The following is a 22,354-nucleotide window of genomic DNA, read 5'->3' as shown; positions in this document are numbered from 1 at the left end:
ATTCAATATCGACGACGCTGAGAAACTTGTACATGAAATATGGTTGAGGCGTCATTTTTGTACAAGTTTTAATTCACTCAGCCATCGGGCACACCAGGCGCATCAGGCGCGCCACACCTTGAGCCTCAGCCGTCACTCAGTCATTCAGGCGTGCAATCAGCGCCGGCAGTTCGCGGACATGCGAGATGACATGCACACCTGACGGGACGGGCCCCGGGGCGCCCTGGCCCTTGACGTCGATCCAGGCGGCCTGCATGCCCAGGCGCGCGGCAGGCAAGGCATCTTCCTTCCATGAGTCACCGACATGCAAGGTGGTGGAGGGGCGGCTGCCCAGGCGTGCCATGGCGGCGAGGAAGGGGCGCGCATCCGGCTTGGGTGCCAGCCATTCGCCGGCGGCGATGCTGAACTCGAAATGATGATCCAGCGCGAGGCGAGCCAGGTCGACATTGCCATTGGTGATGGCACCAAGACGGTAATCGCGGGCGAGGGAGTCGAGCAGCTCGCTGGCTTCCGGGAAGGGCGTCAATTCGTGGCGCAGCGCCAGGAAGCGCTCGATGGCGGCGCGTGACCAGTGGCCCGCCTGCTCATCATCATGCCCGGCATCGCGCAGCATGGCGTGCATGGCCTCGCGGCGCAGCCAGGTGAAGTCACCGCGGCGCAGCGGGTGCTCCAGCCCCAGCGCCATGCGGCGGCGGGTGTATTCCTCGAGGGGGAAGTCGTTGGCATGCCCGATCTCGCCATCCAGCCAGGCGTAATGCTCGGCCTCGGCGCGCTCCATCACCGCGCGATTGGCCCACAGGGTGTCATCGAGATCGAAGGTCAAGGCCGTCAGGCGAGGCGCATTGGCAGGCGTCACAGGGTGTCATCCTTGAGTGGAGCATCAATAGGGGAGGTGGCGTCGGTGTCTGACGTTGCCGTCGCTGACCCGCGCTGGCGGCGGGCGCGAGGGTGGGCCTGATCATAGGCGCTGGCCAGTTGCTGCCAGTCGAGGCGCGTATAGACCTGGGTGGTCGAGAGGTGAGCGTGTCCCAGCAGTTCCTGCACGGCGCGCAGGTCGCCGCTGGATTCGAGCAGATGACTGGCGAAGGAGTGGCGCAGGCGGTGCGGGTGCAGATGCTCGGGCAGGCCACGTTCTTTCGCCTGCGTCACCAGCCTGAGCTGAACCCCACGCTGACCGAGGCGACGCCCCTGCTGGCCGACGAACAATGCCGGCTCGTCCCGGGCGGCGAGCTGACCACGCACCACCAGCCAGGCATCCAGCGCCTGGCGGGCGCGTGAGCCGATCGGCAGCTGGCGGGGCTTGTCGCCCTTGCCACGCACGCGCAGGCGGCGGGTTTCCAGCATGTCGAGGTCGAGGCTGACCAGCTCCGAGAGACGCAAGCCCGCGCCGTAGAGCAGTTCCAGCATTGCCTGATCGCGGATCGCCAGCGGCGTGCCGTCATGTGGGCAGTCGAGAAAGCGCGCCAGACTGTCGATATCCACCGGGCGTGGCAGGTGGTCTGGCAGGCGCGGGGTCTGCACCAGCCCCGCCGGGTTGTGTGGCAGCACATCCTGCTCGACCAACCAGCCACAGAAACGGCTGATCGCCGCGCGCCGCCGCGCCAATGAGCGGGGCGCGAGGCCACGACTGCGCTCGGCGCCCAGAAATCGCCTGAGCGTCGGTACGTCCAGCGCCTGCCAATCCTGCGGCAGGGGCGGCGCGTCCTTTGCACGAGCGGCGCTGCTGTCCGCTGCGGGACGCAGCATGAAGGCGGTCAACGCCTGCAGATCACGCGCGTAGGCGCTGACGGTCGCGTGGCTGCTGTCGAGGGCAAGCTCGGCCAGAAATTCCCGACAGGTCGCGGACAGCGCCTGCTCGGCGGCAACACGCTCGGCGTTGCTCGCTGAGGCGTCGTCGGTGGATGTGTCGACGACCGAGGTGCCGTGGACCGACTCGAGGCGACTCATCGGCTGGCCTGGTCGTCACGGCTCGAGGAGCGCAGTGGTGCCTGGCCCGGGACATCGCGGCCCAGGCAGCGGGCCAGCACGTCACCGAGGTATTCGGGAAACAGGGTGTCGAGACCGGCACGGAACTGCTCGGCATCGGCACTCGCCACCACCAGATAGCCCAGGCACTCGCCACGGGTCAGGCGCACGATGACGGCGGAGCCGCGCGTGGCATCGGCCTGGCTGGCATCGACGAGGTCTGCGCAGTCGGCGCCGAGTGGCCACTGATGGTCGGGCAGCAGGGCTTCCCAGCGCGTGCGCGGCATGGCCAGGCAGCGACTGGCGCGACCCTCGAGCAGACGCTCGAACTGCTCGCCGCGCGCATCGTCGAGCGCCTGGCGCGGTGGCTGTGCCGAGGAACCGGCGTCGCGCTGCCACAGACAGACGGCCGCGATGTCGAACAGCTCGCTGAGACGCGTGGCCAGCGTTTCGGCCAGCGCATCATCGGACTCGGCATCGAGCAGATCCAGCACCAGCTGACGCAGACGCTGATAGCGACTCTCGTTGTCGCGCGCGGCGGTCAACAACTCCTCGAGGCGCTCTTCTGCCTGATCGGTCCGCCCGCGCAGGTCATGTACCAGCCGCTCCAGCAACGAGATGCTGCCGCCGCGCGCTTCCGGGTGTGGCACCCGCATGCGTTGCAGCAACCCTTCACGCCCCTCGAAGAAATCGGGATGCGTGGCCAGCCATTCGGCGACCCGATCCGGGTCCAGCGTGCGCGGGCGACGTGACACGGGTGACTCGGCCATGTGGGACTCCTTGCGGACGGTTGGCAGCGGGACGCCGTCGGCCATGTTTCCGGCGGCGTCCCTCGGCTGGGGCTGGCGCTCTACAGGATGATGCGGCCTTCGAAGACGGTCTCGGCGGGACCGGTCATGAATACCGGCTGGCCGTCGCCAGCCCATTCGATGCTCAGGGTGCCGCCGGGCAGCGTGACGTTGACCGGGCTTGCCAGCAGGCCACGGCGAATACCGGACGCGACCGCCGCACAGGCGCCGGTGCCACAGGCCAGCGTCTCGCCGACACCGCGCTCGAAGACACGCAGGCGCGCTTCATGCGGCGAGACGACCTCGAGGAAGCCGGCATTGACGCGCTTGGCGAAGCGCGGATGCGCTTCGATCCGCGGGCCCAGCGTCAGTACCGGGGCCTGCTCGACACTGTCGACCAGCAGCACCGCGTGGGGGTTGCCCATCGAGACGACGCCGATTTCCAGCGTCTCGCCGTCGACATCCAGGGTGTGCACCGGCAGGTCGGCCTCGGCCTCGAAGGGCAGCGCGGCGGGGGCGAAGCGCGGCGCGCCCATGTCGACGCGCACACGGCCATCTTCGGCCACGACCAGGGTCAGCGGGCCGCCGGCCGTCTCGACGCGAATCTCGCGCTTGGTGGTCAGGCGCTGTTCACGCACGAAGCGCGCGAAGCAGCGCGCCCCGTTGCCGCAGTTCTCGACTTCACTGCCATCGGCATTGTAGATGCGATAGCGGAAGTCCATGTCCGGGTCACGGGGCGGCTCGACCACCAGCAGCTGGTCGAAGCCGATGCCGAAGTTGCGGTCCGCCAGACGGCGGATATCGGCATCGCGCAAGCGACTGCGCTGCGAGATCAGGTCAATGACCATGAAGTCATTGCCCAGTCCGTGCATCTTGGTGAAGTTCACCAGCATCAGGCATCACCTTCCGGCAGCAGTTGCTCACCGGTCCACAGTTCTTCGAGGCGCTCGCGGCGACGCACCAGGTGCATCTCGGGGCCATCGACCATCACTTCGGCAGGACGGCAGCGGCTGTTGTAGCTCGAGGCCATCACGAAGCCGTAGGCACCGGAAGAGCGCACGGCGAGCAGGTCGCCCGGCGCGATGGCCAGTTCGCGGTCCTTGCCGAGGAAGTCACCGGTCTCGCAGACCGGGCCGACCACATCGTAGCTGGCGGACTTGCGTGTCTCGCGCGTGTCGACGGTGACGATGTTCTGCCACGCCTGGTACAGCGACGGACGGATCAGGTCATTCATGCCGGCATCGATGATGGCGAAGTTCTTCTCTTCACCGGGCTTGAGGTACTCGACACGGGTCAGCAGCACGCCGGCGTTGGCGGCGATGGAGCGGCCCGGTTCGAACAGCAGCGTCATCTCGCTGCCGTGCTCATAGCGGGCCAGACGCTCCAGCAGAGCGCTGGCGTAGGCGAAGGGCTCCGGCGGGGTCTCGTTCTGGTAGGGCACGCCGAGGCCGCCGCCGAGATCGAGGTGCTCGATGACGATGCCGCGTTCACGCAGGCGATCCAGCAGCACCAGCAGGCGTTCGAGGGAATCGAGGAAGGGCGCCAGCTCGGTCAGCTGGGAGCCGATATGGCAGTCGGCACCGACCACCTGCACGTGCTCCATGGCGTTGGCGATCTCGTAGACCTCCAGCGCCTGTTCGACCGGAATGCCGAACTTGTTGGCCTTGAGGCCAGTGGAGATGTACGGGTGAGTGCCGGCATCGACGTCGGGATTGATGCGCAGCGACACCGGTGCGACGCGTCCGAGACGGCCGGCGACGGCGTTGAGGCGCTCAAGCTCCGGCAGCGACTCGACGTTGAAGCACTTGATGCCCAGCTCCAGTGCACGCTCCATCTCGCCTGCCTGCTTGGCGACGCCGGAGAACACCACCTTGGCGGGGTCGCCGCCGGCCTTGATGACGCGCTCCAGCTCACCGGCGGAGACGATGTCGAAGCCGGCGCCCAGACGTGCCAGTACATTGAGCACCGCCAGGTTGGAATTGGCCTTCACGGCATAGCAGATGAGATGCGGGTGGTCGCCCAGCGCATCCTGATAGGCCTTGAAGTGGCGCTCGAGCGTGGCACGGCTGTAGACGTAGCACGGCGTGCCGAACTGCTCGGCCAGCGTGGCGAGCGAGACGTCTTCGGCGTGCAGCACGCCATCCTGATAAACGAAGTGATCCATGATCCGGCCTGCAAGATGTCGCGCCGGCGGGCATCACCCGCCGGAGATGAATAAGGGGGCTCAGGCGTCGCTGCCGGAAGTCTCGGCAGCGGCGGTGCTCTCTGTCTCGGAGGCGTCAGCTGCCGGCGCGGGAGCTTCGGCACGCTGACCACCGGCATCGGCGTCCGCCGGCAGATAGAGCGGGCCTTTCTGGCCGCAGCCGGCCAGCAGGCCAGCACCCAGCAGCAGCGCCGCGAGGGTGCGAAGGGTATGACGGGCGGACTGGCTCATCAGATGACGCATCGGGCGGCCTCCTGGCAGCAAGCGATAGAGCGATGCGGGCCCGGTTGCCATGGGTGGCGACCAGGCCCGAAAGAGGATGATCAGGCGCGCGAGGCCAGGGCGTCACGCGCACGCTGCACGGCAGCGCGGACCTGGTTCGGCGCGGTGCCACCGATGTGATTGCGCGCCGCGACGGAGCCTTCCAGCGTCAGCACGTCGAAGACGTCCTGTTCGATGGTGTCGGAGAACTGCTGGAGCTCTGCCAGGGTCATCTCGGACAGGTCGCGCTGCTGCTCGATGCCGAAGGCGACGGACTTGCCGACGATCTCGTGGGCATCACGGAAGGCGACGCCCTTGCGCACCAGGTAGTCCGCCAGGTCGGTCGCGGTGGCGAAGCCCTTGCTGGCCGAGGCGTACATGTTGTCGGACTTGGCGCGGATCGCCGGAATCATGTCGGCGAAGGCACGCAGGCTGCCGCGCACGGTATCGATGGTATCGAACAGCGGCTCCTTGTCTTCCTGATTGTCCTTGTTGTACGCCAGCGGCTGGGACTTCATCAGGGTCAGCAGGCTCATCAGGTGGCCATAGACACGGCCGGTCTTGCCGCGCACCAGCTCCGGCACGTCCGGGTTCTTCTTCTGCGGCATGATGGAGGAGCCGGTGCAGAAGCGGTCCGGCAGGTCGATGAAGTCGAACTGGGCGCTGGTCCACAGCACCAGCTCTTCGCTCATGCGTGACAGGTGCATCATCAGCAGGCTGGCGAAGCTGGTGAATTCGATGGCGAAGTCACGGTCGCTGACCGAATCGAGGCTGTTCTCGGTCGGGCGGTCGAAGCCGAGCAGCTCGCTGGTGACGTGACGGTCGATGGGGAAGGTGGTGCCGGCCAGCGCCGCGGCACCCAGCGGCAGCACATTCATGCGCACGCGGCAGTCACGCAGGCGGTCCTGGTCGCGGGCGACCATTTCCTGCCAGGCCAGCAGGTGGTGGCCGAAGGTGACCGGCTGGGCGCTCTGCAGGTGAGTGAAGCCCGGCATGATGGTGTCGGCTTCCTGCTCGGCCAGCCCCAGCATGCCTTCGCGCAGACGCGTCAGTTCGGCGTCGATGGCGTCGATCTCGTCACGCAGATAGAGGCGGATGTCGGTGGCGACCTGGTCGTTGCGTGAACGGCCGGTGTGCAGCTTCTTGCCGGTGATGCCGATCTTGGCGGTCAGGCGTGCCTCGATGTTCATGTGCACGTCTTCCAGTGCCACGGACCACTCGAACTCGCCCTGCGCGATCTCTTCACTGATTTCCTTCAGTCCCACGATGATGACGTCGCGTTCTTCTTCGCTCAGCACGCCGACACCGGCCAGCATGGTGGCGTGGGCGATGGAGCCCTGGATGTCGTGCTGCGCCATGCGCTGATCAAAATCGACGGAGGCGGTGAAACGTGCCACGAAGGCATCGGTCGGCTCGCTGAAGCGGCCGCCCCAGGACTGATTGGTAGATTCGCTCATCGGGATCTCGAATTGTGGTGACGTGTCCAGAGTTCGGCGTCCGGTGCACGGTCGCGCAGCCGGTATCGTTGACCTTGGAGTGTACCAGACTCCTGCGCGTGGGCGAGGGGCCGCGGCCAGTCCGGCGGATCGCAGGAAAGCGTGCCACGGATTTTCCCCCTGAGGTGACTGGCTTTATGATAAGTGTCATCAGAGGGCAGCGCTGTTCGTCAGTCATGTTTGCTCAACAACTTCGAATCAGATGGCGTGCATTGCGCGCCAGCAAGGAGAATGCCGTGCCCCGCCGTGAGATTCTGCGTATCGCGACCCGCAAGAGCCTGCTCGCCCTGTGGCAGGCCGAACACGTCAAGGCGCGACTCGAGGCCCTGCATCCTGGCTTGAGCGTCGAGCTGGTGCCGATGTCGACGCGTGGTGACAAGATTCTCGATACCCCGCTGGCCAAGATTGGCGGCAAGGGGCTGTTCGTGAAGGAGCTGGAAGAGGCGATGCTCGACGGTCGCGCCGATATCGCCGTGCACTCCATGAAAGACGTGCCGATGCACTTCCCGGAGTCGCTGGGACTGGCGGTGATTCTCGAGCGTCACGCCCCGACCGATGCCTTCGTGTCCAACACCTGTGCCAACTTCGATGCCCTGCCGCAGGGCGCGCGCCTGGGCACCTCCAGCCTGCGTCGTGGTCTGCAGGCCAAGGCGGCACGCCCGGACCTGGAAGTGCTGAGTCTGCGCGGCAATGTCCAGACGCGTCTCGGCAAGCTGGATGCCGGCGAGTTCGACGCCATCATCCTGGCCACTTCCGGCCTGCAGCGCCTCGAGCTGGATGCGCGCATCACCGCCGAGATGGATGCCGAGACCTGCCTGCCAGCCTGTGGTCAGGGCGCGCTCGGCATCGAGTGCAACCTGCAGGACGAGGAGATTCTTGCGCTGCTCGAGCCGCTGGCCCATGAAGACTCCAGCCGTTGCGTGTTGGCCGAGCGCGCCATGAACACGCATCTGGAAGGTGGCTGTCAGGTGCCGATCGGCGGCTATGCCGTGCTCGAGGAAGGCGGCAGCCAGCTGTGGCTGCGCGCGCTGGTCGGCAACCCCGACGGGACGGTCATCCTGCGCGCCGAAGCGCGTGGCCCGTCCGACGCGCCGGAAGCGCTGGGCGTCGCCGTCGCCGAAGACCTGCTCTCCCAGGGTGCCGGCGAGATTCTGGCGGCGGTCTACGGCGACGCTCGTGGCTGAGGTGTCAGCGATGGCAAAGGCGTCGCGTCTTGAGGTGTTGACGACGCGGCCGGGCTCGCGCGGAGCGGTTCTCGATGCGATGCTGAGTGAGGCCGGCTGCGAGGTGGAATGCCTCAAGCTGATGGCGCTCGAGGCCTTGCCGCTGGAACCCGCCGCGCGCCAGGCGATCATCGATGTCGATCTGTATCGCGGCGTGATCGTGATCTCGCCCCAGGCCGCCGGCTATCTGGCCGATTTGCTGGAGGAGTGGTGGCCACAGCTGCCCGAAGGCGTCAGCTTCTATGCCGTCGGCGCGGCCACGGCCGAAGTGCTGCATTCGCGGCTGGGGGTGCCGGTGCGTGTTCCGCCGTGCGCCACGCGCGGTGAGCATGCCGAGCGCGATGCGCCGGTCGGCACCACCAGCGAAGCCTTGCTGTCGCTGCCATCGCTCAGGGCGCTTGCGGGTCAGCGCTGGTTGCTGGTGGCCGGTGAAGGCGGGCGTCCGCTGCTGGAAGAGACGCTGGTGGCACGGGGTGCTCTGGTCACGCGTCTGGCACTTTATCGACGCCTTCCGTTGGCTTTGTCGCCGCAACAGGCTGGCCGTCTGGCGGCGGGCGCGTATGATGCAATGGTGGTGACCAGCAATGAACTGCTCGAGACGGTGATGGCATCGGTGACGCCGCAGGCCTTGCACCAACCGCTAATCGTGTCGAGCCACCGTTTGGCTACACTGGCACACGCTCATGGTTTCGAGCGCGTGACGGTCGCCGAGGACGCTTCACCCGGGGCCCTGACGCAGGCAGTACTTCGCGCCTGCGCCCCCATCAGCAAGACTCGCCATGCAGTGACCGGCGCCACTGCGCCTGGTCCGCGTGAGGCCATCGATTCCCAAGAATCCGGAAAAGGGCAAGCGTAGATGAGCAACCGAGAACACGATCAGGAAGATAACGGCTCTGCCGGCATGACGCCCGGCAAGTCGGGCGACAAGGATGCTGCCGCTCGCGCATCAGATGCTTCTTCCGCTTCCGGCGTTTCCGCCGATGACACTGCCTCTGGCCGCCCTGGCGCCGAGGCCTCCCGTTCGTCCTCTTCCTCGTCATCCGACACGGCTGATGCCCCGCGCGAGCGCCGCTCGCGAGGTGGGCGCAATCGTCGTGGGCGTGGCAAGGGGCAGGGCAGCTCCTCCTCTTCAACCTCATCCTCCACTGCCAGTGAGTCCACGCCCGTGAGCCAGACTTCAGACGACAACGCATCGACGCCTTCCGGCGCAAAATCGCCGCTTCCGGAGCGTAGCGAACCCGCCAAGGAGGCGTCTGCCGCCAAGCCGAGTGCTGGCAAGGCCTCTTCCAGCAAGGCGACTCCCGGCAAGCCCTCCACGCCGGCTGGCAAGACGGCCAGCGCCGGTGGTGCAGGCCTGGGTGGCACGACGGCACCCGGCACGCCGCCGCCCGGCGAGCCGCAGGGCAAGAAGAGCAAGGCCGGCAGCATCGCGCTGATTCTCGTCATCGTGCTGGCCATCGTGGTCGCGGTGCTGGCGTGGTTCGGCTGGCAGCGTCTGAATGCGCTGCCGGATGCCCAGGGCCTCGACAAGCAGGTCAGCGAGAGCGTGACCCAGCAGGTCGGCCAGGTTTCCAGCAAGGTCGATGGCCTGTCGAGCACGCTCGAGAAGAACGAATCCCGCGTCAGCGAGCTCGACAAGCGTCTGTCCAGCGAGAGCCAGGACACCGAGCAGGCCCTCAACAAGGTGCTCGAGGAGCTCAGCAAGTCCCAGCAGACCGACGCGCGTGACTGGCACTATGCGGAAGCCGAGTACTTGCTGCGCCTCGCCAACCAGCGTCTGCAGCTGGAGCGTGACGTGAACGGTGCCGATGCGCTGCTCGAGAACGCCGATGCGCGCATCGCGGCAGCCAACAACCCGGCGCTGCTGCCGGTGCGCAAGGCCATTCAGTCCGAACTGGCCAGCCTGGACAGCGTGCCGCGCGTCGATCGCAGCGGTATCTATCTGGCGCTGCTCGCCGAGCAGGAACAGCTGGCGCGTCTGCCGCTCAAGCAGGACGTGGCCGAGATCGCCGCCAAGGTCGAGAACGACGCAGCGCCGACAGGCGGTTGGCAGCAGCAGCTGACCCGCTTCGGCAACGAGCTGAAGGACCTGGTCACCGTGCGTCGTCATGACGAGGCACTGGAAGCCCTGATCACGCCGGAGCAGGAATCCTACCTGCGTCAGAACGTGCGTCTGGTGCTGGAACAGGCGCAACTGGCGCTGCTCAAGGAAGAGCCGAAGCTCTACCAGGCCGCCATCGACAAGGCCATCACGCTGGTCAATGGTTACTACGACACCAAGACCGATGGCGTGCAGAATGCCGTCGCCAAGCTGGAAGAGCTCAAGAGCAAGACCATCCGTCCGGAGCTGCCTGACATCTCCGCCTCTCTGAGCAAGCTGCGTGAGCTGATCGAGCGTCGCGCCCAGCAAGGGGGTGGCAACGCATGAGAGTCCTGATACTGCTGATCATCATCGGGCTGGCCATCGGTGCCCTGTTCGGGCAACTGATGCAGGCCTTCCCGGGCTACTGGCTGATTCGCGTCGGCGATACCTCGGTCCAGACCTCCTTCTGGTTCGGCTTGATCCTGCTGTTCGCGGGCTTCGTGGTGCTGCACTTCGGTCTGCGCCTGCTGTCGCGCTTCGCGCATCCGTTCTCCCGCCTCAAGGTGTGGAACAGCCGTACCCGTCACCGCAATGCCACGCGCAAGACCGTACGGGGTCTGGTGGCGCTGGCCGAAGGCCGCTGGAAGCGGGCCGAGAAGTCGCTGACCCACTCGGCGGAAGATTCCAGCACGCCGCTGGTCAACTACCTGTCCGCCGCCCTGGCCGCGCACTATCAGGGGCGTTTCGAGCAGGCGGACACGCTGCTCAAGCGGGCGCACGAGTCCACCCAGGGCTCCGAGAGTGCCGTGGGTCTGGTGCAGGCGCAGCTGATGCTGGACCGCCAGCAGCATGAACAGGCGCTGGCGACCCTGACGCGTCTCGACAAGCAGCTGGGCGAGCACCCGCAGGTGCTCAAGCTGCTCAAGCAGGCCTATCTGGCGGTCAATGACTGGGATGGTCTGCGTCGTCTTATGCCGCGTCTCGACAAGCAGGACCTCATCTCCCCCGAGGAGAAGAAGGAGCTGGAACAGCGTGCCTATGTGGCGCTGATCCAGCAGGCCGCGCGCAATCCGGAAGACATCGAGCGCGTGCGCAACCTGTGGGCCGACATGCCGGACCACCTGCGTACCGACGTGAATCTGGTCGCGCTCTACGCCGAGGCGCTGATCGCCGGTGGTCAGGAAGGTCTGGCCGAGCGTCTGCTGCGTCACTCCCTCAAGGAGTGCTGGGATTCGCGACTGGTGCTGCGTTACGGGCTACTGGACGTGGATGCACCGCGTCAGCTGGTGTATGCCGAGAAGTGGCTGCAGGAGCGTCCGAATGATCCGGACCTGCTGCTGTCGCTGGGCCGTCTGGCACTGCGCAACGCCAGCTGGGGCAAGGCTCAGGAGTACTTCGAGGCTAGCCAGCGCCAGCGTCCGAGCGGTACGGTGTGTGCTGAACTCGCGCGTCTGTTCGCCAACCTGGGCGAGCACAACAAGAGTCAGCTCTACTACCGTCAGAGCGTCGAGCTGCTGGATCGCTCACTGCCGGCCCTGCCGCAGCCGAGCAAGGACAACGCCTGAGGGGCGGCCGCCGAGTGTCAGTCAACCGTCGAGCGCCAGCCGCCTAGTGCCAACCAGGGCATGCCAGGCGTCATGAGGGCTGGCGGACAAGACACTCGGCGGCTTGCACGATGTTTCCTTGTTTGATGAAAGGTATTGCCCAATTGCACCGGTCGCGCTGTCGGCCGGTGATGCAGGTTTCTCTCCGGGGTATCCACGTTCACACGCTGTGTGACGGGATGCCCTTCTTTTTGCCCGTATGACGGGCGCTGTGGGCATTCTCGCCCAGGCTTTCGCCCTGTCAGCACGCCGCCGTGAGATGTCGGCGGGTGCATGCTGGCGTGGGCATGGCCGGTGCCGGATTTCTCGTTGCTGATCCGGCAACGATGCGTCCGGGCCTTCACGGCCGGAGCGTGATCGTGTGGCGCTGGCTGGAAGCGATTCCTCCGTGCGATGATTCTGCGTGTCGGATGCGCCCATGCACGTGGTGCATCTTCGGGCCGAGTCCGGTCCGTTTCCCCAAGCGATGATGGAGTCTGCATGTTGCATAAGTCCCTGGCCCTGATGGGCGCCTCTGTACTGGCCGTGTCACTGGCCGGTTGTGCCGCTACCGGTAACAGCTCTTCCAGCAACGCCGCCAGCTCCTCCAGCTCGTCCAGTTCCATGATGAGCCTCGCCAGCAGCATGCTGAGCAGCCAGACAGGCCAGTCCCTGCCGGCGGCCGACCTGATGTCCAGCCTGACTTCCCAGCTGGGTGTGTCCTCCACTCAGGCGCTGGGTGGCTCTGCTGCCATGCTGGCCCTGGCCCAGTCCCAGCTTGGCACCAGCGCGACCTCCGAGCTGTCCACTGACGTGCCGCAGCTGTCCAGCCTGACCAGCAGCAGCTCGCTGTCCACGCTCTCCAGCTTGGCGAGCCTGAGCGGCAACGACAATGCCACGGCATTGGCCAGCACCGTTGGCAATGTCGATGACAGCGCGTCTCTGGACAGCGCCTTCTCCGCGCTGGGCATGGACAGCAGCATGGTCTCCCAGTTCGCGCCGGTGCTGCTCAGCTACATGGGCGGCGAAGGCGTCAGCTCGACGCTGCTGAGCTCGCTGTCCAGCATGTGGGGCACCGGCTCCTGAGCCAGCCTCGTGCATGAGGTGTGAGGCAGTGTTTTATGCCCGCACATGAAAACGCCCCCGAGCCACTGGCTCGGGGGCGTTTTCGTTTCAGGACGGCTGCCTGCGCAGGCAGCCGTGTCGGGATAGTGCAGGCGCTTGATCAGTCGCCGTCGGCATCCGGTTGGGTGGTCTGACGGATGCGCTGTTCCTCGGCATCCACGACTTCGCCGTCTTCGGTGGCATGACGCGTCAGCGGATTCTCCTCGCGGCGCTTGGCGACCTTGGCGGCTGCCTCGCGCTGCTCGGGGGTCTTCGGCTGACCGGCGGCCGAGCCATCGATCACGAACGGCGCCTGCATGGTGCGCACGTTGGCCGGCGGCGCGCCACCGTCCTTGTCCTGACCGAAGTACATGGTCATGTGCGGGAACGGGATCTCGATGCCAGCGGCGTCGAAGTGCTGCTTCACGAGCTTGTTGTACTCGCGGCCGATGGCCCACTGGTTGCCCGGGCTGGTCTTGATCATCACGCGGATGTTGACCGAGCTGTCGGCCAGGGCCGAGACGCCGGCGATGGTGACCGGCTCGAGAATCTCCGGACCATAGCTGCCTGCCTCGAGCTCATCGAAGGCCGCACGCAGGTGCACGATGGCGTGGTCGACATTCTCGCGATAGGAGATGCCGTATTCGCCGACATGGTAGGCGAAGTCACGCATGTAGTTGGAGACGGTATCCACCGACGAGAACGGCACGATATGGAAGGTGCCGGACAGGTCGCGGATGCCCACCGAGCGGATGGTCAGGCGTTCCGCGGTACCGGTCACGCCACCGGCAGAGACCACATCGCCGGTGTTGATGGCGTTCTCCAGCTGGATGAACACCCCGGTGATGATGTCCTGCACCATCTTCTGGGCGCCGAAACCGATCGCCAGACCCAGTACCCCGGCACCGGCCAGCAGCGGCGCGATGTCGATGCCGATCTCGGACAGCACGATCATCGCGGTGAAGACGATCATCGCGATGGCGATGGCATTGCGGAACAGCGCCAGCAGGGTTTCCACCCGCGAGGACGGCTTGCCCTTGCCGGTGTCCGGATTGAGCTTGTGCTCGATCAGACTGGCGATACCGACCCAGACCGCGATGGCGAAGGCGAGAATGAACAGCACATGGAAGATGCGCGACAGCAGCAGGGCACCAGCATCGGTTGCCAGCCACTCGCCGAGCGCCACGATGTGCCAGGCATTCAGCACCATGCCGACCACCACGATCAGGATGATGGCGCGCATGATGCGCAGCGCGGTGGGAATGTAGGAGTTGAGGCGCTTCTCGAGCAGCGGCAGCTGGCCGCGCAGCTTGTCGGAGATCTGGATGCGCTTGCCGATCAGCTGCGTCACCACGCGCGACAGCAGAGCACCGCCGCCGATGGCGAGCAGCGTCTTGAGCGTCGCCCCCATCATGAACGGCAGCGCCTCTTCAGGCGTCGTCTGCGAGATGATGAACAGGGTGGCGAAGTAGGCCAGCGCGATCAGATGCCAGGTGCGCGCCAGAATGCGCAGACACACGGCGATGATCGCGTTGTTCGCCTCGCGGGCCTGAGTGAGCAGGCGGTCACGCAGAATGATGCGATTGCGCGAGATCACCACGATGGCCCAGACGAGGGTGATGGCCATGATCAGCAGATTGACGAAGCTGCCGACGGCCGGCGCCAGGTTGTTGTTGATCATCGGCACCACGACCAGGATGCCGTAGCCGATGAAGCCGGCCAGCATGGCCAGGGAGCGGTTCCAGTAACGCGCCACCTCATCCGGCATCGGCAGCAGACGCAGCCCCTTGTAACCGGAGGAGAACAGCATGCGCATCAAGGCCTTGAACAGCTCGATCACCAGATAGGCGTTCAGGAACATCGACTCGCGCTGACCGATCACGCCCTGTTCGCCATAGGCGAAGATGGCGAGCAGATAGCCGCCGAGGAAGGCGAGACCGATGACCGCGATGTCTACCACTGCCGCGACCAGCACTGCCAGCAGGGTACGCAGCAGCGGGCTGCGGTGCTGGCCATCCAGTGACCACTGGCTGACACGTGAGAACAGCGGCTTGGCGAGTCTGCGCAGCACGAGGAACAGCGCGATGGTCGAGATGACGACTAGCCCGAGGCTTACGGCCTCGCTGGTGAAGCGACTCCAGTCGATCTCGTCGGCGTCCTCGTTGGCCAGACCGTCGAGAGTGCCCAGCATGCGGTCCAGCGTGGCGGAGAGATCCGCGACCAGGTCCTGGCTGATGGCCGCCAGCTGACGCGACAGTGACGGCGAGTCCTCGCTCAGGGTGACGTCTTCCCCCGCCACCTCGACGGCTTGTTCACTCGCCTTGCTGTCCAGCTGTCGCAGGCCTTCGATCAGGGCCTCGCGCTGACTGGGGTCTTCCAGCAGCGTGGCCAGGCTCTCATAGGAGGATGTCGCGCCATCGCCGCTGACGTCCTCGGCCGGGGCGGCATGGGACAGGCTGCTGAACCCGAGGCTCAACACCATCAACAGCATCATCAGGGCGGACATCAGCCAGGCAGGTCGCCATGAGTCCGGTTGGCGCGAGGTAGCAAGGGCGGGAGGGGAGTGCGGGGGTGTCGGAATCGCCACAGATGGCTTCTCCATGTCGGTGAGTGTGTGAGGCGTCGGGGTAGAGAGTGAGAGCAGGCTCCGCAGGTGCATCAGAGGCTCGCAAGCGTCCCATCAATAACGCGAGGATCTGTCAGGTAGATGTTGAAGGGGCGTCACGCGCGTCCTGCGCGCACGCCGAGCGAGAGTCCATCCCTCAGTTATCGGGGCACTTGGTGCTATCCCAACCCCTGCGGGGACTCCGCCAGAGACATTCTTGCGCACAGCCTGCGGCAGGCGCCGCCAACCTTCAAGGTCTTCAGGCGCTGCTCGGGGGAGGGGCGGGACCTGTTGCCACGCAGGATGTTGCAATGTCGCGTTGCATGAACTGGTGTGGTGAGTCACAGGATGAGTCGGTATTGTTGCGATTGATTATTATTCGTTGTTCAGGTGTGATAGTCATGCGCACAGGGGCCGCCTTGCGGTATCGTCCTGCGCAGGATCACGCCTGCCTTCGCTTGAGTGCGAGATCATTTCCTTCATTTCGGAGTACTGCATGACCGTCTCGTCGACTGCTTTTACTGCTCGTGGCATGACCCGGCCTGCATGGTTCAAACAGGGCCTGATGGCGACCTTGGCGGTAGCGCTGATGGGGGCTTCCCTGTCTGCCGAGGCACGCAGTGTCGAGACGGCCTACGGTGAGCTGGACATCGAGGGCACGCCGCAGCGTGTCGTCACCCTGTACGAAGGCGCGCTGGATGTGGCCGTCGCCAGTCAGGTGACGCCGCTGGGCACCGTGACCACGCGCGGCGGTGATGGCGTGGCGAGCTATATCCAGTCGCAGGTGCCGGACATCAAGATCATCGGCACGCCGCGTGAATTCAATCTCGAGGCGATCGTCGCGCTCAAGCCGGACCTGATCCTGGCGCCGCCGGGCCTCGACAAGACCCAGTACCAGCTGATGTCGCGTCTGGCGCCGACCGTCGTGCCGAGCGCTTCGGCGCTGAGCCAGCAGGGCTGGAAGGAGCAGAGTCGTGTCTATGCCGAGGCGCTGGGCGAGACGGCCGAAGCGGAACTCGAGACACGTCTGGCTGCCATCGACGCGCACGCCGCGCGTCTGAAGGCCGAGATGACCACTCCGGAAACCGCCAGCCTGGTGCGTCGCATGCCGGGTGGTCTGATGGCGATGTCCGACCAGCTGTTCGCGACCGGCCTGATGGCGGCCAGCGGCTATGAGCTGGTCGGCGGTGATCTGGTCAAGCCGGGTCGCCCGCATTCCGATCCGCTCAGCGACGAGAACATGGCACGCATCGATGCGCAGACCATCTTCCTCGCCACCATGGACGATTCCTCTGATGCCGCGGTCGACGCCCTGGCGGCAGAGCCGGCCTTCCAGCGCCTCGAGACAGCGGACCGCGACAGCCTGGTCGGCGTGAATGGCCAGCTGTGGACCAGCGCCAGCGGACCGTTGGCCGCGGAAGCACTGCTGAAGGATATCGACCGGGCGCGCGATGATGGCTAGTCGCAGTCATGTCGGTGCACGACGTTTGACCCCTGCGCAGGCAGGGGACCTCCCGCAACCGCGACGCGGGAGGTGGTATGCAGGCTGAAGAGACCTCTCCACAGGTCCGCAGGCCACGCGCACATGCCGCCCGGATGACCCACAAGGTCTCCGGGCGTCTTGCGTTGCGTCAGGTGATGCCGCTGGCCTGCCTGAGCGCCCTGCTGACCTGTCTGGCCAGCCTGCTGTGGGGGGCTGGCGATGTCGGCCCCTGGCAGGCGCTGCAGGTGCTGGCCGGACAGGGCAGTGATCAGGCGCGCTTCGTGGTGCTCGAGCTACGCGCGCCGCGTACCCTGATCGGCATGGTGGTCGGCATGATGCTCGCCTGTGGCGGCGCCCTGATGCAGGTGGTGGCACGCAACCCGCTGGCGGAGCCGGGCTTGCTGGGCGTGAGTGCCGGGGCCTCCTTTGCCGTGGCCGTGGCGTTGTTGCTGGGGATGGAAGCGACCGGCATGCACGTGATGGTGGCGCAGAGCGGTGCGCTGCTGGGCTGCCTGTTCGTGATGAGCACCGTGCGGATGAGCGGCGCACGTCAGGACCCGGTGCGCCTGGTGCTGGCCGGCGCGGCGCTGTCGAGCCTGCTGGTGGCGCTGACGTCTCTGGCCTTGCTTATCGACCAGCGCGCGGCCGACGAGATCCGCTTCTGGGTGATCGGCAGTCTGGCCGGGCGCTCGCTGGAGGCGCTTTACAGCAGCCTGCCCAGTATCCTGCTCGCGGTGCTGCTGACGCTGTGGCTGGCGCGGCCGCTCTCCGCGATGGTGCTGGGTGAGCAGGTCGCCAGTGGCCTGGGCCACCATCCCAAGCGCGTGCGCAAGGTCGCGATCCTGGTGGTGGCGCTGCTGGTCGGTGCCGCGACGGCACTGGCAGGGCCGGTGGCCTTCGTCGGCCTCGCCGTGCCCTATGTGGCGCGTGCGCTGTGCGGCGCCGATGTGCGGCGCACGCTGTGGCTGTGCCTGCCGCTGGGCGTGACCATGCTGCTGAGCGCCGATGTGGTGTCGCGGCTGGTCGTGCCGCCCTCGGAGCTGCCGCTGGGGGTGCTGACGACCCTGATGGGCGCGCCCGTGCTGATTGCCGTGGTGCGTGCTCGCCGTCTGCCCACCCTGTAGCGACTGGTGTCTCTGGCGCTTGCGGCGTGAACGATGATGGAGGCCAGGCTGGCGCGCATGCCGGCGCCATCGCCTCATTGCTTGAATCGACCGGCCCTGTCAGGCGTTGTCCTGACAGGGCCTTGTTTGGAATCGATGATGTCTAGACCTTCACCGCTTGATCCCCTTCGCTCGGCCCCCACAGGCACGCTCTGGTGGCGGCATGGCAAGCTGTCCCTGCTGCTGTTGCGTGCGCCATTGCTGGCGGCCGGCATACTGCTGCTGGCGCTGCTGATGGCCAGTGTCGCCTCGCTGATGCTGGGCAGTGCCGGCCTCGGGCCGTGGGATGCCTTCAAGGCGGCCTTCGGGCACGGCGAGTTCGCCACCGTCTTCGTGGTGCAGGAGCTGCGTCTGCCGCGCCTGCTGGCCGGTATCGCCACAGGCGCTGCTTTCTCGCTGGCGGGCTGTCTGATGCAGACCCTGGCCGGCAATCGCCTGGCGACACCCGGCATCATCGGCATCGACAATGGCGCGACCGCCTTCGCGGTGGCCTCCGTGGTCGGGATGGGCATCTCGCTGGCGCCGCCGGTGATGGCGTTGAGCGGTGCCGTGATCGCCACTGCGCTGGCCTTCGGGCTCTCCGGCGGCATCGGCACGCGTGGCTATCGCTTCCTGGTCGCCGGTATCGGGGTCGGGGCGCTGTTCGGTGCCGGAACGCAGCTGATGCTGGCAAGAGTCTCCATCGATGCCGCCAACAGCGCCTATCCGTGGACGGTCGGCAGCCTCAATGCGCGTGATGCCGATTCGCTCACCTGGCTCGGGCTGGCCTTGCTGATCGGCGTGCCGATCGCGCTCTGGCTGGGACGCGGGCTGAATACGCTGCGCTTCACCGACCGCGTGGCGACGGGGCTGGGACAGCCGGTGTCGCGTGTACGTCTGATCACGCTGTGGCTGTCGGTCGTGCTGACGGCGGCGGCCGTCGCGGTGGCCGGGCCGGTAGGCATGGTGGCGCTGGTGGGCCCCGAGATCGCACGTTACCTGTCGCGTCACAAGGGCGTGCCGCTGCTGGCCTCGGCGCTGGCCGGTGCGCTGGTGATGGTGCTGGCAGACCTCGCCGGTCGTACTCTGCTGTCGCCGCTGGAAATCCCGGTAGGTATCGTGATGGCCGTGGTCGGCAGCCCTTATCTGCTGTGGATACTGCTGCGCAGTCCGCGCTAGCCGTTGCCCCTATTTTCCTGCTGAGCGGCCCAGGGCCAGCCCTTGCCGCTCAGCGTCGCACGACATGTTCCAGCGGCCGATGATGTTTCAGGAGAGTGCGCCATGAGCGCTGAGACGATGCTTGATCCGCGAGCGATGAATTCCCCGGCCGATCGCCACGCCGGGGCCACCACCGATACCCTGCGAGCGAACGAGCTGTCGCTGGGCTACGGCGCGCGCCAGCGCCATGTCACCGTGATCGATTCGCTGACCCTGGGGCTGCCCGACGGCAAGGTGACGGCGATCGTCGGGCCCAACGGCTGTGGCAAGTCGACACTGCTGGCAGGGCTGGCTCGCCTGCAATTGCCTGAGTCAGGCGCGGTGCTGCTGGAAGGCAAGGACATTCACGCCTACAAGCGACGCGAAGTGGCCCAGCGCATCGCGCTGCTGCCTCAGGAGACGCATTCGCCCGAGGGGGTGACGGTGCATGAGCTGGTGCGTTTCGGTCGTCAGCCCTATCAGGGCGCGCTGAGTCAGTGGTCTGAGGAGGATCAACGCCTGGTAGCCGAGGCGATGGCCGCCGCCGATATCGAGAGCCTGGCGGACCGTGAGCTGGCCTCGATGTCCGGTGGGCAGCGTCAGCGTGCCTGGATCGCCATGGCGCTGGCACAGCAGACACCCTTGCTGCTGCTGGATGAGCCGACCTCGGCGCTGGATCTCGGCCACCAGATCGAGGTCTTCGAGCTGATCCAGCGTCTGGCCCATGAAGAGGGCAAGACCATCGTGATGGTGGTGCATGATCTGGCCAGTGCCTGCCGCTATGCCGACCACATCGTGGCCATGCACGCAGGTCACGTGATCGCGGAAGGCGCGCCCGCCGAGGTGGTGACGCCGGAGCTGGTGCGCAAGCTTTATGGGGTCGAGTGCCGCCTGATTCCCGACCCGGACACTGGCACACCGCTGCTGATCGGCGTACGCCGCACCAGCGAGCGCCTGAGTGGCAGCGCGACCTGAGGCCAAGGCAATGGCCATGGCGGGCGCTGTGGCGCCTGCGTGGCCGCTGCCGAGCCTTGTGCAGGTCTGATAGAGGGGCTTGGGGAGGTCTGAAGAGGGTGACTTGATAGGGCGACTTGAGAGAGCGCTCTGCCTCTGACGGAAAAGGCCAGCCAGAACTGATCGCCCACAAACAGAAAGGCCTCCCCGAAGGGAGGCCTTTCTGTCACGGATATGGTGGAGGCGACGGGAGTCGAACCCGTGTCCGCCGGCACTCCGCCTTCGGCTCTACATGCTTAGTTTCATTATTTGATTTAACACTACTGCCGCCAATGAACAGGCTACAGCAATGCGATTCTCTGAGTTTTAATCTCGACCTTAGAGACGTCGGCCAAGACGATCCTGTTTATACGGGCTCGTTCTCAATCCACCTTGAACAGGCGCAACGGTATCATGAGCAGCTTATGCAGCTAGAGCGTAGTTGTCGTCGTTTGCGACTATATATTTGCAACGTTTTATTTACGAGATACGTTACGATCTCGGCATGCACCTCAGGGTTTGCCACCAGCGTCGAATGCCAGAACGCCCCCATAACAGTGTTACCACTTTACTGCGTTGCTACGTCTTCATCATAACAGGTGGGGACTGTGCTACGCCAGTTCAAGCGTTCAGGAAAATTTCTGACCTGACAGTAGCTTGCTGGCGTGAGCTGCCTCACGCTGCCCTCAGCGGTCGCGGAGGATACGGGCCTTCTGACGGTTCCAGTCACGGTCTTTCTCGGTGGCGCGCTTGTCGTGCAGCTTCTTGCCTTCCACCAGCGCGATCTCGCACTTCACGATCGCATTCTTCCAATACAGCTTGACCGGCACACAGGTGTGGCCCTTGTCCTGGGTGCGCGAGAAGATGCGTGCGATCTGCTTCTTGTGCAACAGCAGCTTGCGCGTGCGCTGCGGGTCCGCCACCGCGTGGGTGTTGGCGGTTTCCAGCGGATGGATGTGGCAGCCCAGCAGCCAGGCTTCGGCATTCTTGATCACGATATAGGTATCGGTCAGCTGGCCCTTGCCTGCGCGCAGCGCCTTCACTTCCCAGCCTGCCAGTACCAGACCCGCTTCGAAGGTTTCCTCGATGTGGTACTCGTGGCGTGCCTTCTTGTTCTGGGCGATCAGATTGCCGCCCTGTTCGGGTTTCTTTTTCTTGCCCATGTTGCCTCATTTGTCGTGTGCGCCTGCCGTCATCCAGTGTGGATATGGCACATCCTTCTGGATGGGGGGAGGCGTGTTACCATTCAAGGCCAGACGGCACTTCATGCGCCGGCCCATTGTTCATGATACGCATGCTGCGTATCCAAGTCAGCGGAGAGCTAGATGCCTACGGTCAACCGGTCTGCCCTGGTGCGGCATTCGGCCCGGGCAATGTTCGATCTGGTCAATGATTTCGAGCGTTATCCCGAATTCCTGTCCGGCTGCAGCAACGCGGAATTGCTGGAACGTGATGAGGACCATCTCAAGGGCAGGCTCACCCTGTCCAAGGCAGGCATGCAGCAGAGCTTCGTCACGCGCAATGACCTGTATGCCCCCGAGCGGATAGAGCTGAATCTGGTCGATGGCCCCTTCAAGCGTCTGCAGGGGACCTGGCTGTTCACGCCGCTGGGCGAAGATGCCTGCAAGGTCTCGCTCGAGATGGACTTCGAGTTCAGCAATCGCCTGCTGGGCATGGCGTTCGGCAAGCTGTTCAGTCAGGTCGCCGCTCAGATGGTCGAGGCCTTCACGCGCCGCGCTGACCAGATCTACACCCAGCGCTGACACCTGGCCGTTGGCCAGGGTGGAACGCTGCGCAGGTGATATATCGCACAGGTGGTATATAAAGGTGGCGAGAGCAAAGGAGCAGACATGACAGACAGAATCACGGTCGAGGTGGCCTATGCGCTGCCCGACAAGCAGAAGATCGTCTCGCTGGCGGTCGCCCCCGGCACCACGGCGCGCGAGGCCGTGCGCATGGCACGTCTGGAGCAGCTCTTTCCGACGATTGCCGCCGAGGTGTTTCTCGAGGCGGACCTGGGCATCTTCGGCAAGGCGCTGCGCAAGCCCGATGAGCATGTGCTGGACGCCGGGGATCGAGTCGAGGTCTATCGCGCCTTGATCACCGACCCCAAGCTTGCACGCAAGCGGCGCGCCGACAAGGCCGCTCGCGCCGCTCAGTAAGACGAGATACAGGCGAGAATCAAAAACAGCGGGGCACCTTGAAAGGTGCCCCGCTGTTGTTCTGGC

Annotated in this window: 19 protein-coding genes, 1 other RNA gene and 1 pseudogene; 11 read left to right on the top strand and 10 right to left on the bottom strand. The window is 65.6% G+C overall.

Features of this window, described 5'->3' with window-relative positions:
* Nucleotides 1–136 precede the first annotated feature (136 nt).
* The 7 genes and pseudogenes from R2R70_RS09690 to argH form a co-directional block, all read right to left on the bottom strand.
* Nucleotides 137–856, bottom strand: a complete 720-nt coding sequence (locus R2R70_RS09690; protein ID WP_172978608.1) for an HAD family hydrolase — start codon at nt 854–856, stop codon at nt 137–139.
* Nucleotides 853–1,947, bottom strand: a complete 1,095-nt coding sequence (locus R2R70_RS09685) for a tyrosine recombinase XerC (RefSeq protein WP_410977907.1) — start codon at nt 1,945–1,947, stop codon at nt 853–855. Before R2R70_RS09685 ends, R2R70_RS09690 begins: the two co-directional genes overlap by 4 nt.
* Nucleotides 1,944–2,735, bottom strand: a complete 792-nt coding sequence (locus R2R70_RS09680) for a DUF484 family protein (protein WP_410977906.1) — start codon at nt 2,733–2,735, stop codon at nt 1,944–1,946. Before R2R70_RS09680 ends, R2R70_RS09685 begins: the two co-directional genes overlap by 4 nt.
* 80 nt (nt 2,736–2,815) lie before the next feature.
* The gene (gene dapF / locus R2R70_RS09675; RefSeq protein ID WP_215823692.1) at nt 2,816–3,646 is read right to left on the bottom strand and encodes a diaminopimelate epimerase; all 831 of its coding nucleotides are present in this window, start codon (nt 3,644–3,646) and stop codon (nt 2,816–2,818) included.
* Entirely contained in the window at nt 3,646–4,917 is a 1,272-nt protein-coding gene (gene lysA, locus R2R70_RS09670) for a diaminopimelate decarboxylase (protein ID WP_043333334.1), read from the bottom strand. Before lysA ends, dapF begins: the two co-directional genes overlap by 1 nt.
* Nucleotides 4,918–5,052: 135 nt before the next feature.
* Nucleotides 5,053–5,187, bottom strand: a pseudogene (gene lptM / locus R2R70_RS09665) (LPS translocon maturation chaperone LptM); the annotation flags it as partial.
* Nucleotides 5,188–5,279: 92 nt separating this feature from the next.
* A complete protein-coding gene (gene argH / locus R2R70_RS09660; protein WP_410977905.1) occupies nt 5,280–6,674 on the bottom strand; it encodes an argininosuccinate lyase in 1,395 nt (464 codons plus the stop codon).
* 275 nt (nt 6,675–6,949) lie between these two features.
* Here argH and hemC point away from each other — a divergent pair, with 275 nt between their 5' ends.
* The 5 genes from hemC to R2R70_RS09635 all read left to right on the top strand — a co-directional run bounded on the left by hemC (nt 6,950) and on the right by R2R70_RS09635 (nt 12,688).
* Complete coding sequence (hemC, locus tag R2R70_RS09655; RefSeq protein ID WP_043333340.1) at nt 6,950–7,897, top strand: hydroxymethylbilane synthase; 948 nt, start codon at nt 6,950–6,952, stop codon at nt 7,895–7,897.
* A 10-nt stretch (nt 7,898–7,907) separates the two neighbouring features.
* A complete protein-coding gene (locus R2R70_RS09650) occupies nt 7,908–8,792 on the top strand; it encodes a uroporphyrinogen-III synthase (RefSeq protein ID WP_410977904.1) in 885 nt (294 codons plus the stop codon).
* Complete coding sequence (locus R2R70_RS09645) at nt 8,793–10,364, top strand: uroporphyrinogen-III C-methyltransferase (RefSeq protein ID WP_410977903.1); 1,572 nt, start codon at nt 8,793–8,795, stop codon at nt 10,362–10,364.
* Nucleotides 10,361–11,584 carry a heme biosynthesis HemY N-terminal domain-containing protein gene (locus R2R70_RS09640; RefSeq protein ID WP_043333341.1) on the top strand — a complete coding sequence of 408 codons (1,224 nt, stop codon included), beginning with the start codon at nt 10,361–10,363 and terminating at the stop codon, nt 11,582–11,584. Before R2R70_RS09645 ends, R2R70_RS09640 begins: the two co-directional genes overlap by 4 nt.
* Nucleotides 11,585–12,103: 519 nt before the next feature.
* Nucleotides 12,104–12,688 carry a DUF2780 domain-containing protein gene (locus R2R70_RS09635; RefSeq protein ID WP_159055812.1) on the top strand — a complete coding sequence of 195 codons (585 nt, stop codon included), beginning with the start codon at nt 12,104–12,106 and terminating at the stop codon, nt 12,686–12,688.
* Nucleotides 12,689–12,827: 139 nt separating this feature from the next.
* Here R2R70_RS09635 and R2R70_RS09630 read toward each other — a convergent pair whose 3' ends face one another.
* Entirely contained in the window at nt 12,828–15,293 is a 2,466-nt protein-coding gene (locus R2R70_RS09630; RefSeq protein WP_410977902.1) for a mechanosensitive ion channel domain-containing protein, read from the bottom strand.
* A gap of 514 nt (nt 15,294–15,807) precedes the next feature.
* Between R2R70_RS09630 and R2R70_RS09625 the strand changes: the two genes are divergently transcribed.
* The 4 genes from R2R70_RS09625 to R2R70_RS09610 all read left to right on the top strand — a co-directional run bounded on the left by R2R70_RS09625 (nt 15,808) and on the right by R2R70_RS09610 (nt 20,108).
* Nucleotides 15,808–16,773 (top strand): ABC transporter substrate-binding protein, encoded by a 966-nt coding sequence (locus R2R70_RS09625; protein ID WP_234368067.1) that lies wholly within the window; start codon nt 15,808–15,810, stop codon nt 16,771–16,773.
* 176 nt (nt 16,774–16,949) lie between these two features.
* A complete protein-coding gene (locus R2R70_RS09620) occupies nt 16,950–17,918 on the top strand; it encodes a FecCD family ABC transporter permease (protein WP_043333495.1) in 969 nt (322 codons plus the stop codon).
* A gap of 138 nt (nt 17,919–18,056) precedes the next feature.
* Complete coding sequence (locus tag R2R70_RS09615) at nt 18,057–19,115, top strand: FecCD family ABC transporter permease (RefSeq protein WP_082388719.1); 1,059 nt, start codon at nt 18,057–18,059, stop codon at nt 19,113–19,115.
* Between the two features lie 135 nt (nt 19,116–19,250).
* Nucleotides 19,251–20,108, top strand: coding sequence for an ABC transporter ATP-binding protein (locus tag R2R70_RS09610; protein WP_410977977.1), 858 nt, complete (start codon nt 19,251–19,253; stop codon nt 20,106–20,108).
* Between the two features lie 214 nt (nt 20,109–20,322).
* Here R2R70_RS09610 and ssrA read toward each other — a convergent pair.
* Both ssrA and smpB read right to left on the bottom strand, forming a co-directional pair.
* Nucleotides 20,323–20,677: a transfer-messenger RNA gene (gene ssrA / locus R2R70_RS09605) on the bottom strand.
* Nucleotides 20,678–20,812: 135 nt separating this feature from the next.
* Complete coding sequence (smpB, locus tag R2R70_RS09600; RefSeq protein ID WP_043333345.1) at nt 20,813–21,289, bottom strand: SsrA-binding protein SmpB; 477 nt, start codon at nt 21,287–21,289, stop codon at nt 20,813–20,815.
* Between the two features lie 162 nt (nt 21,290–21,451).
* On the opposite strand from smpB, the gene R2R70_RS09595 reads away from it, so the two are divergent.
* Both R2R70_RS09595 and R2R70_RS09590 read left to right on the top strand, forming a co-directional pair.
* Complete coding sequence (locus R2R70_RS09595) at nt 21,452–21,889, top strand: type II toxin-antitoxin system RatA family toxin (protein WP_043333347.1); 438 nt, start codon at nt 21,452–21,454, stop codon at nt 21,887–21,889.
* An 87-nt stretch (nt 21,890–21,976) separates the two neighbouring features.
* Complete coding sequence (locus R2R70_RS09590) at nt 21,977–22,288, top strand: RnfH family protein (RefSeq protein WP_410977901.1); 312 nt, start codon at nt 21,977–21,979, stop codon at nt 22,286–22,288.
* Nucleotides 22,289–22,354 lie beyond the last annotated feature (66 nt).

Origin of the sequence: Cobetia sp. SIMBA_158, assembly GCF_046566945.1 — a bacterium.
Classification (GTDB): Bacteria; Pseudomonadota; Gammaproteobacteria; order Pseudomonadales; family Halomonadaceae; genus Cobetia; species Cobetia amphilecti.
This window is presented reverse-complemented; position numbering and strand designations above follow the sequence as displayed.

Excerpts from the sequence above, each read along its gene's own strand:
- R2R70_RS09650 (WP_410977904.1), top strand. The coding sequence starts at position 7,908 with ATGGCAAAGGCGTCGCGTCTTGAGGTGTTGACGACGCGGCCGGGCTCG.
- smpB (WP_043333345.1), bottom strand. The coding sequence starts at position 21,289 with ATGGGCAAGAAAAAGAAACCCGAACAGGGCGGCAATCTGATCGCCCAG.
- R2R70_RS09610 (WP_410977977.1), top strand. The coding sequence starts at position 19,251 with ATGAATTCCCCGGCCGATCGCCACGCCGGGGCCACCACCGATACCCTG.
- R2R70_RS09615 (WP_082388719.1), top strand. The coding sequence starts at position 18,057 with ATGTCTAGACCTTCACCGCTTGATCCCCTTCGCTCGGCCCCCACAGGC.
- R2R70_RS09685 (WP_410977907.1), bottom strand. The coding sequence starts at position 1,947 with ATGAGTCGCCTCGAGTCGGTCCACGGCACCTCGGTCGTCGACACATCC.
- dapF (WP_215823692.1), bottom strand. The coding sequence starts at position 3,646 with ATGCTGGTGAACTTCACCAAGATGCACGGACTGGGCAATGACTTCATG.
- R2R70_RS09645 (WP_410977903.1), top strand. The coding sequence starts at position 8,793 with ATGAGCAACCGAGAACACGATCAGGAAGATAACGGCTCTGCCGGCATG.
- R2R70_RS09595 (WP_043333347.1), top strand. The coding sequence starts at position 21,452 with ATGCCTACGGTCAACCGGTCTGCCCTGGTGCGGCATTCGGCCCGGGCA.
- R2R70_RS09625 (WP_234368067.1), top strand. The coding sequence starts at position 15,808 with ATGACCGTCTCGTCGACTGCTTTTACTGCTCGTGGCATGACCCGGCCT.
- R2R70_RS09620 (WP_043333495.1), top strand. The coding sequence starts at position 16,950 with ATGCCGCTGGCCTGCCTGAGCGCCCTGCTGACCTGTCTGGCCAGCCTG.
- R2R70_RS09590 (WP_410977901.1), top strand. The coding sequence starts at position 21,977 with ATGACAGACAGAATCACGGTCGAGGTGGCCTATGCGCTGCCCGACAAG.
- R2R70_RS09680 (WP_410977906.1), bottom strand. The coding sequence starts at position 2,735 with ATGGCCGAGTCACCCGTGTCACGTCGCCCGCGCACGCTGGACCCGGAT.
- R2R70_RS09635 (WP_159055812.1), top strand. The coding sequence starts at position 12,104 with ATGTTGCATAAGTCCCTGGCCCTGATGGGCGCCTCTGTACTGGCCGTG.
- argH (WP_410977905.1), bottom strand. The coding sequence starts at position 6,674 with ATGAGCGAATCTACCAATCAGTCCTGGGGCGGCCGCTTCAGCGAGCCG.
- R2R70_RS09640 (WP_043333341.1), top strand. The coding sequence starts at position 10,361 with ATGAGAGTCCTGATACTGCTGATCATCATCGGGCTGGCCATCGGTGCC.
- lysA (WP_043333334.1), bottom strand. The coding sequence starts at position 4,917 with ATGGATCACTTCGTTTATCAGGATGGCGTGCTGCACGCCGAAGACGTC.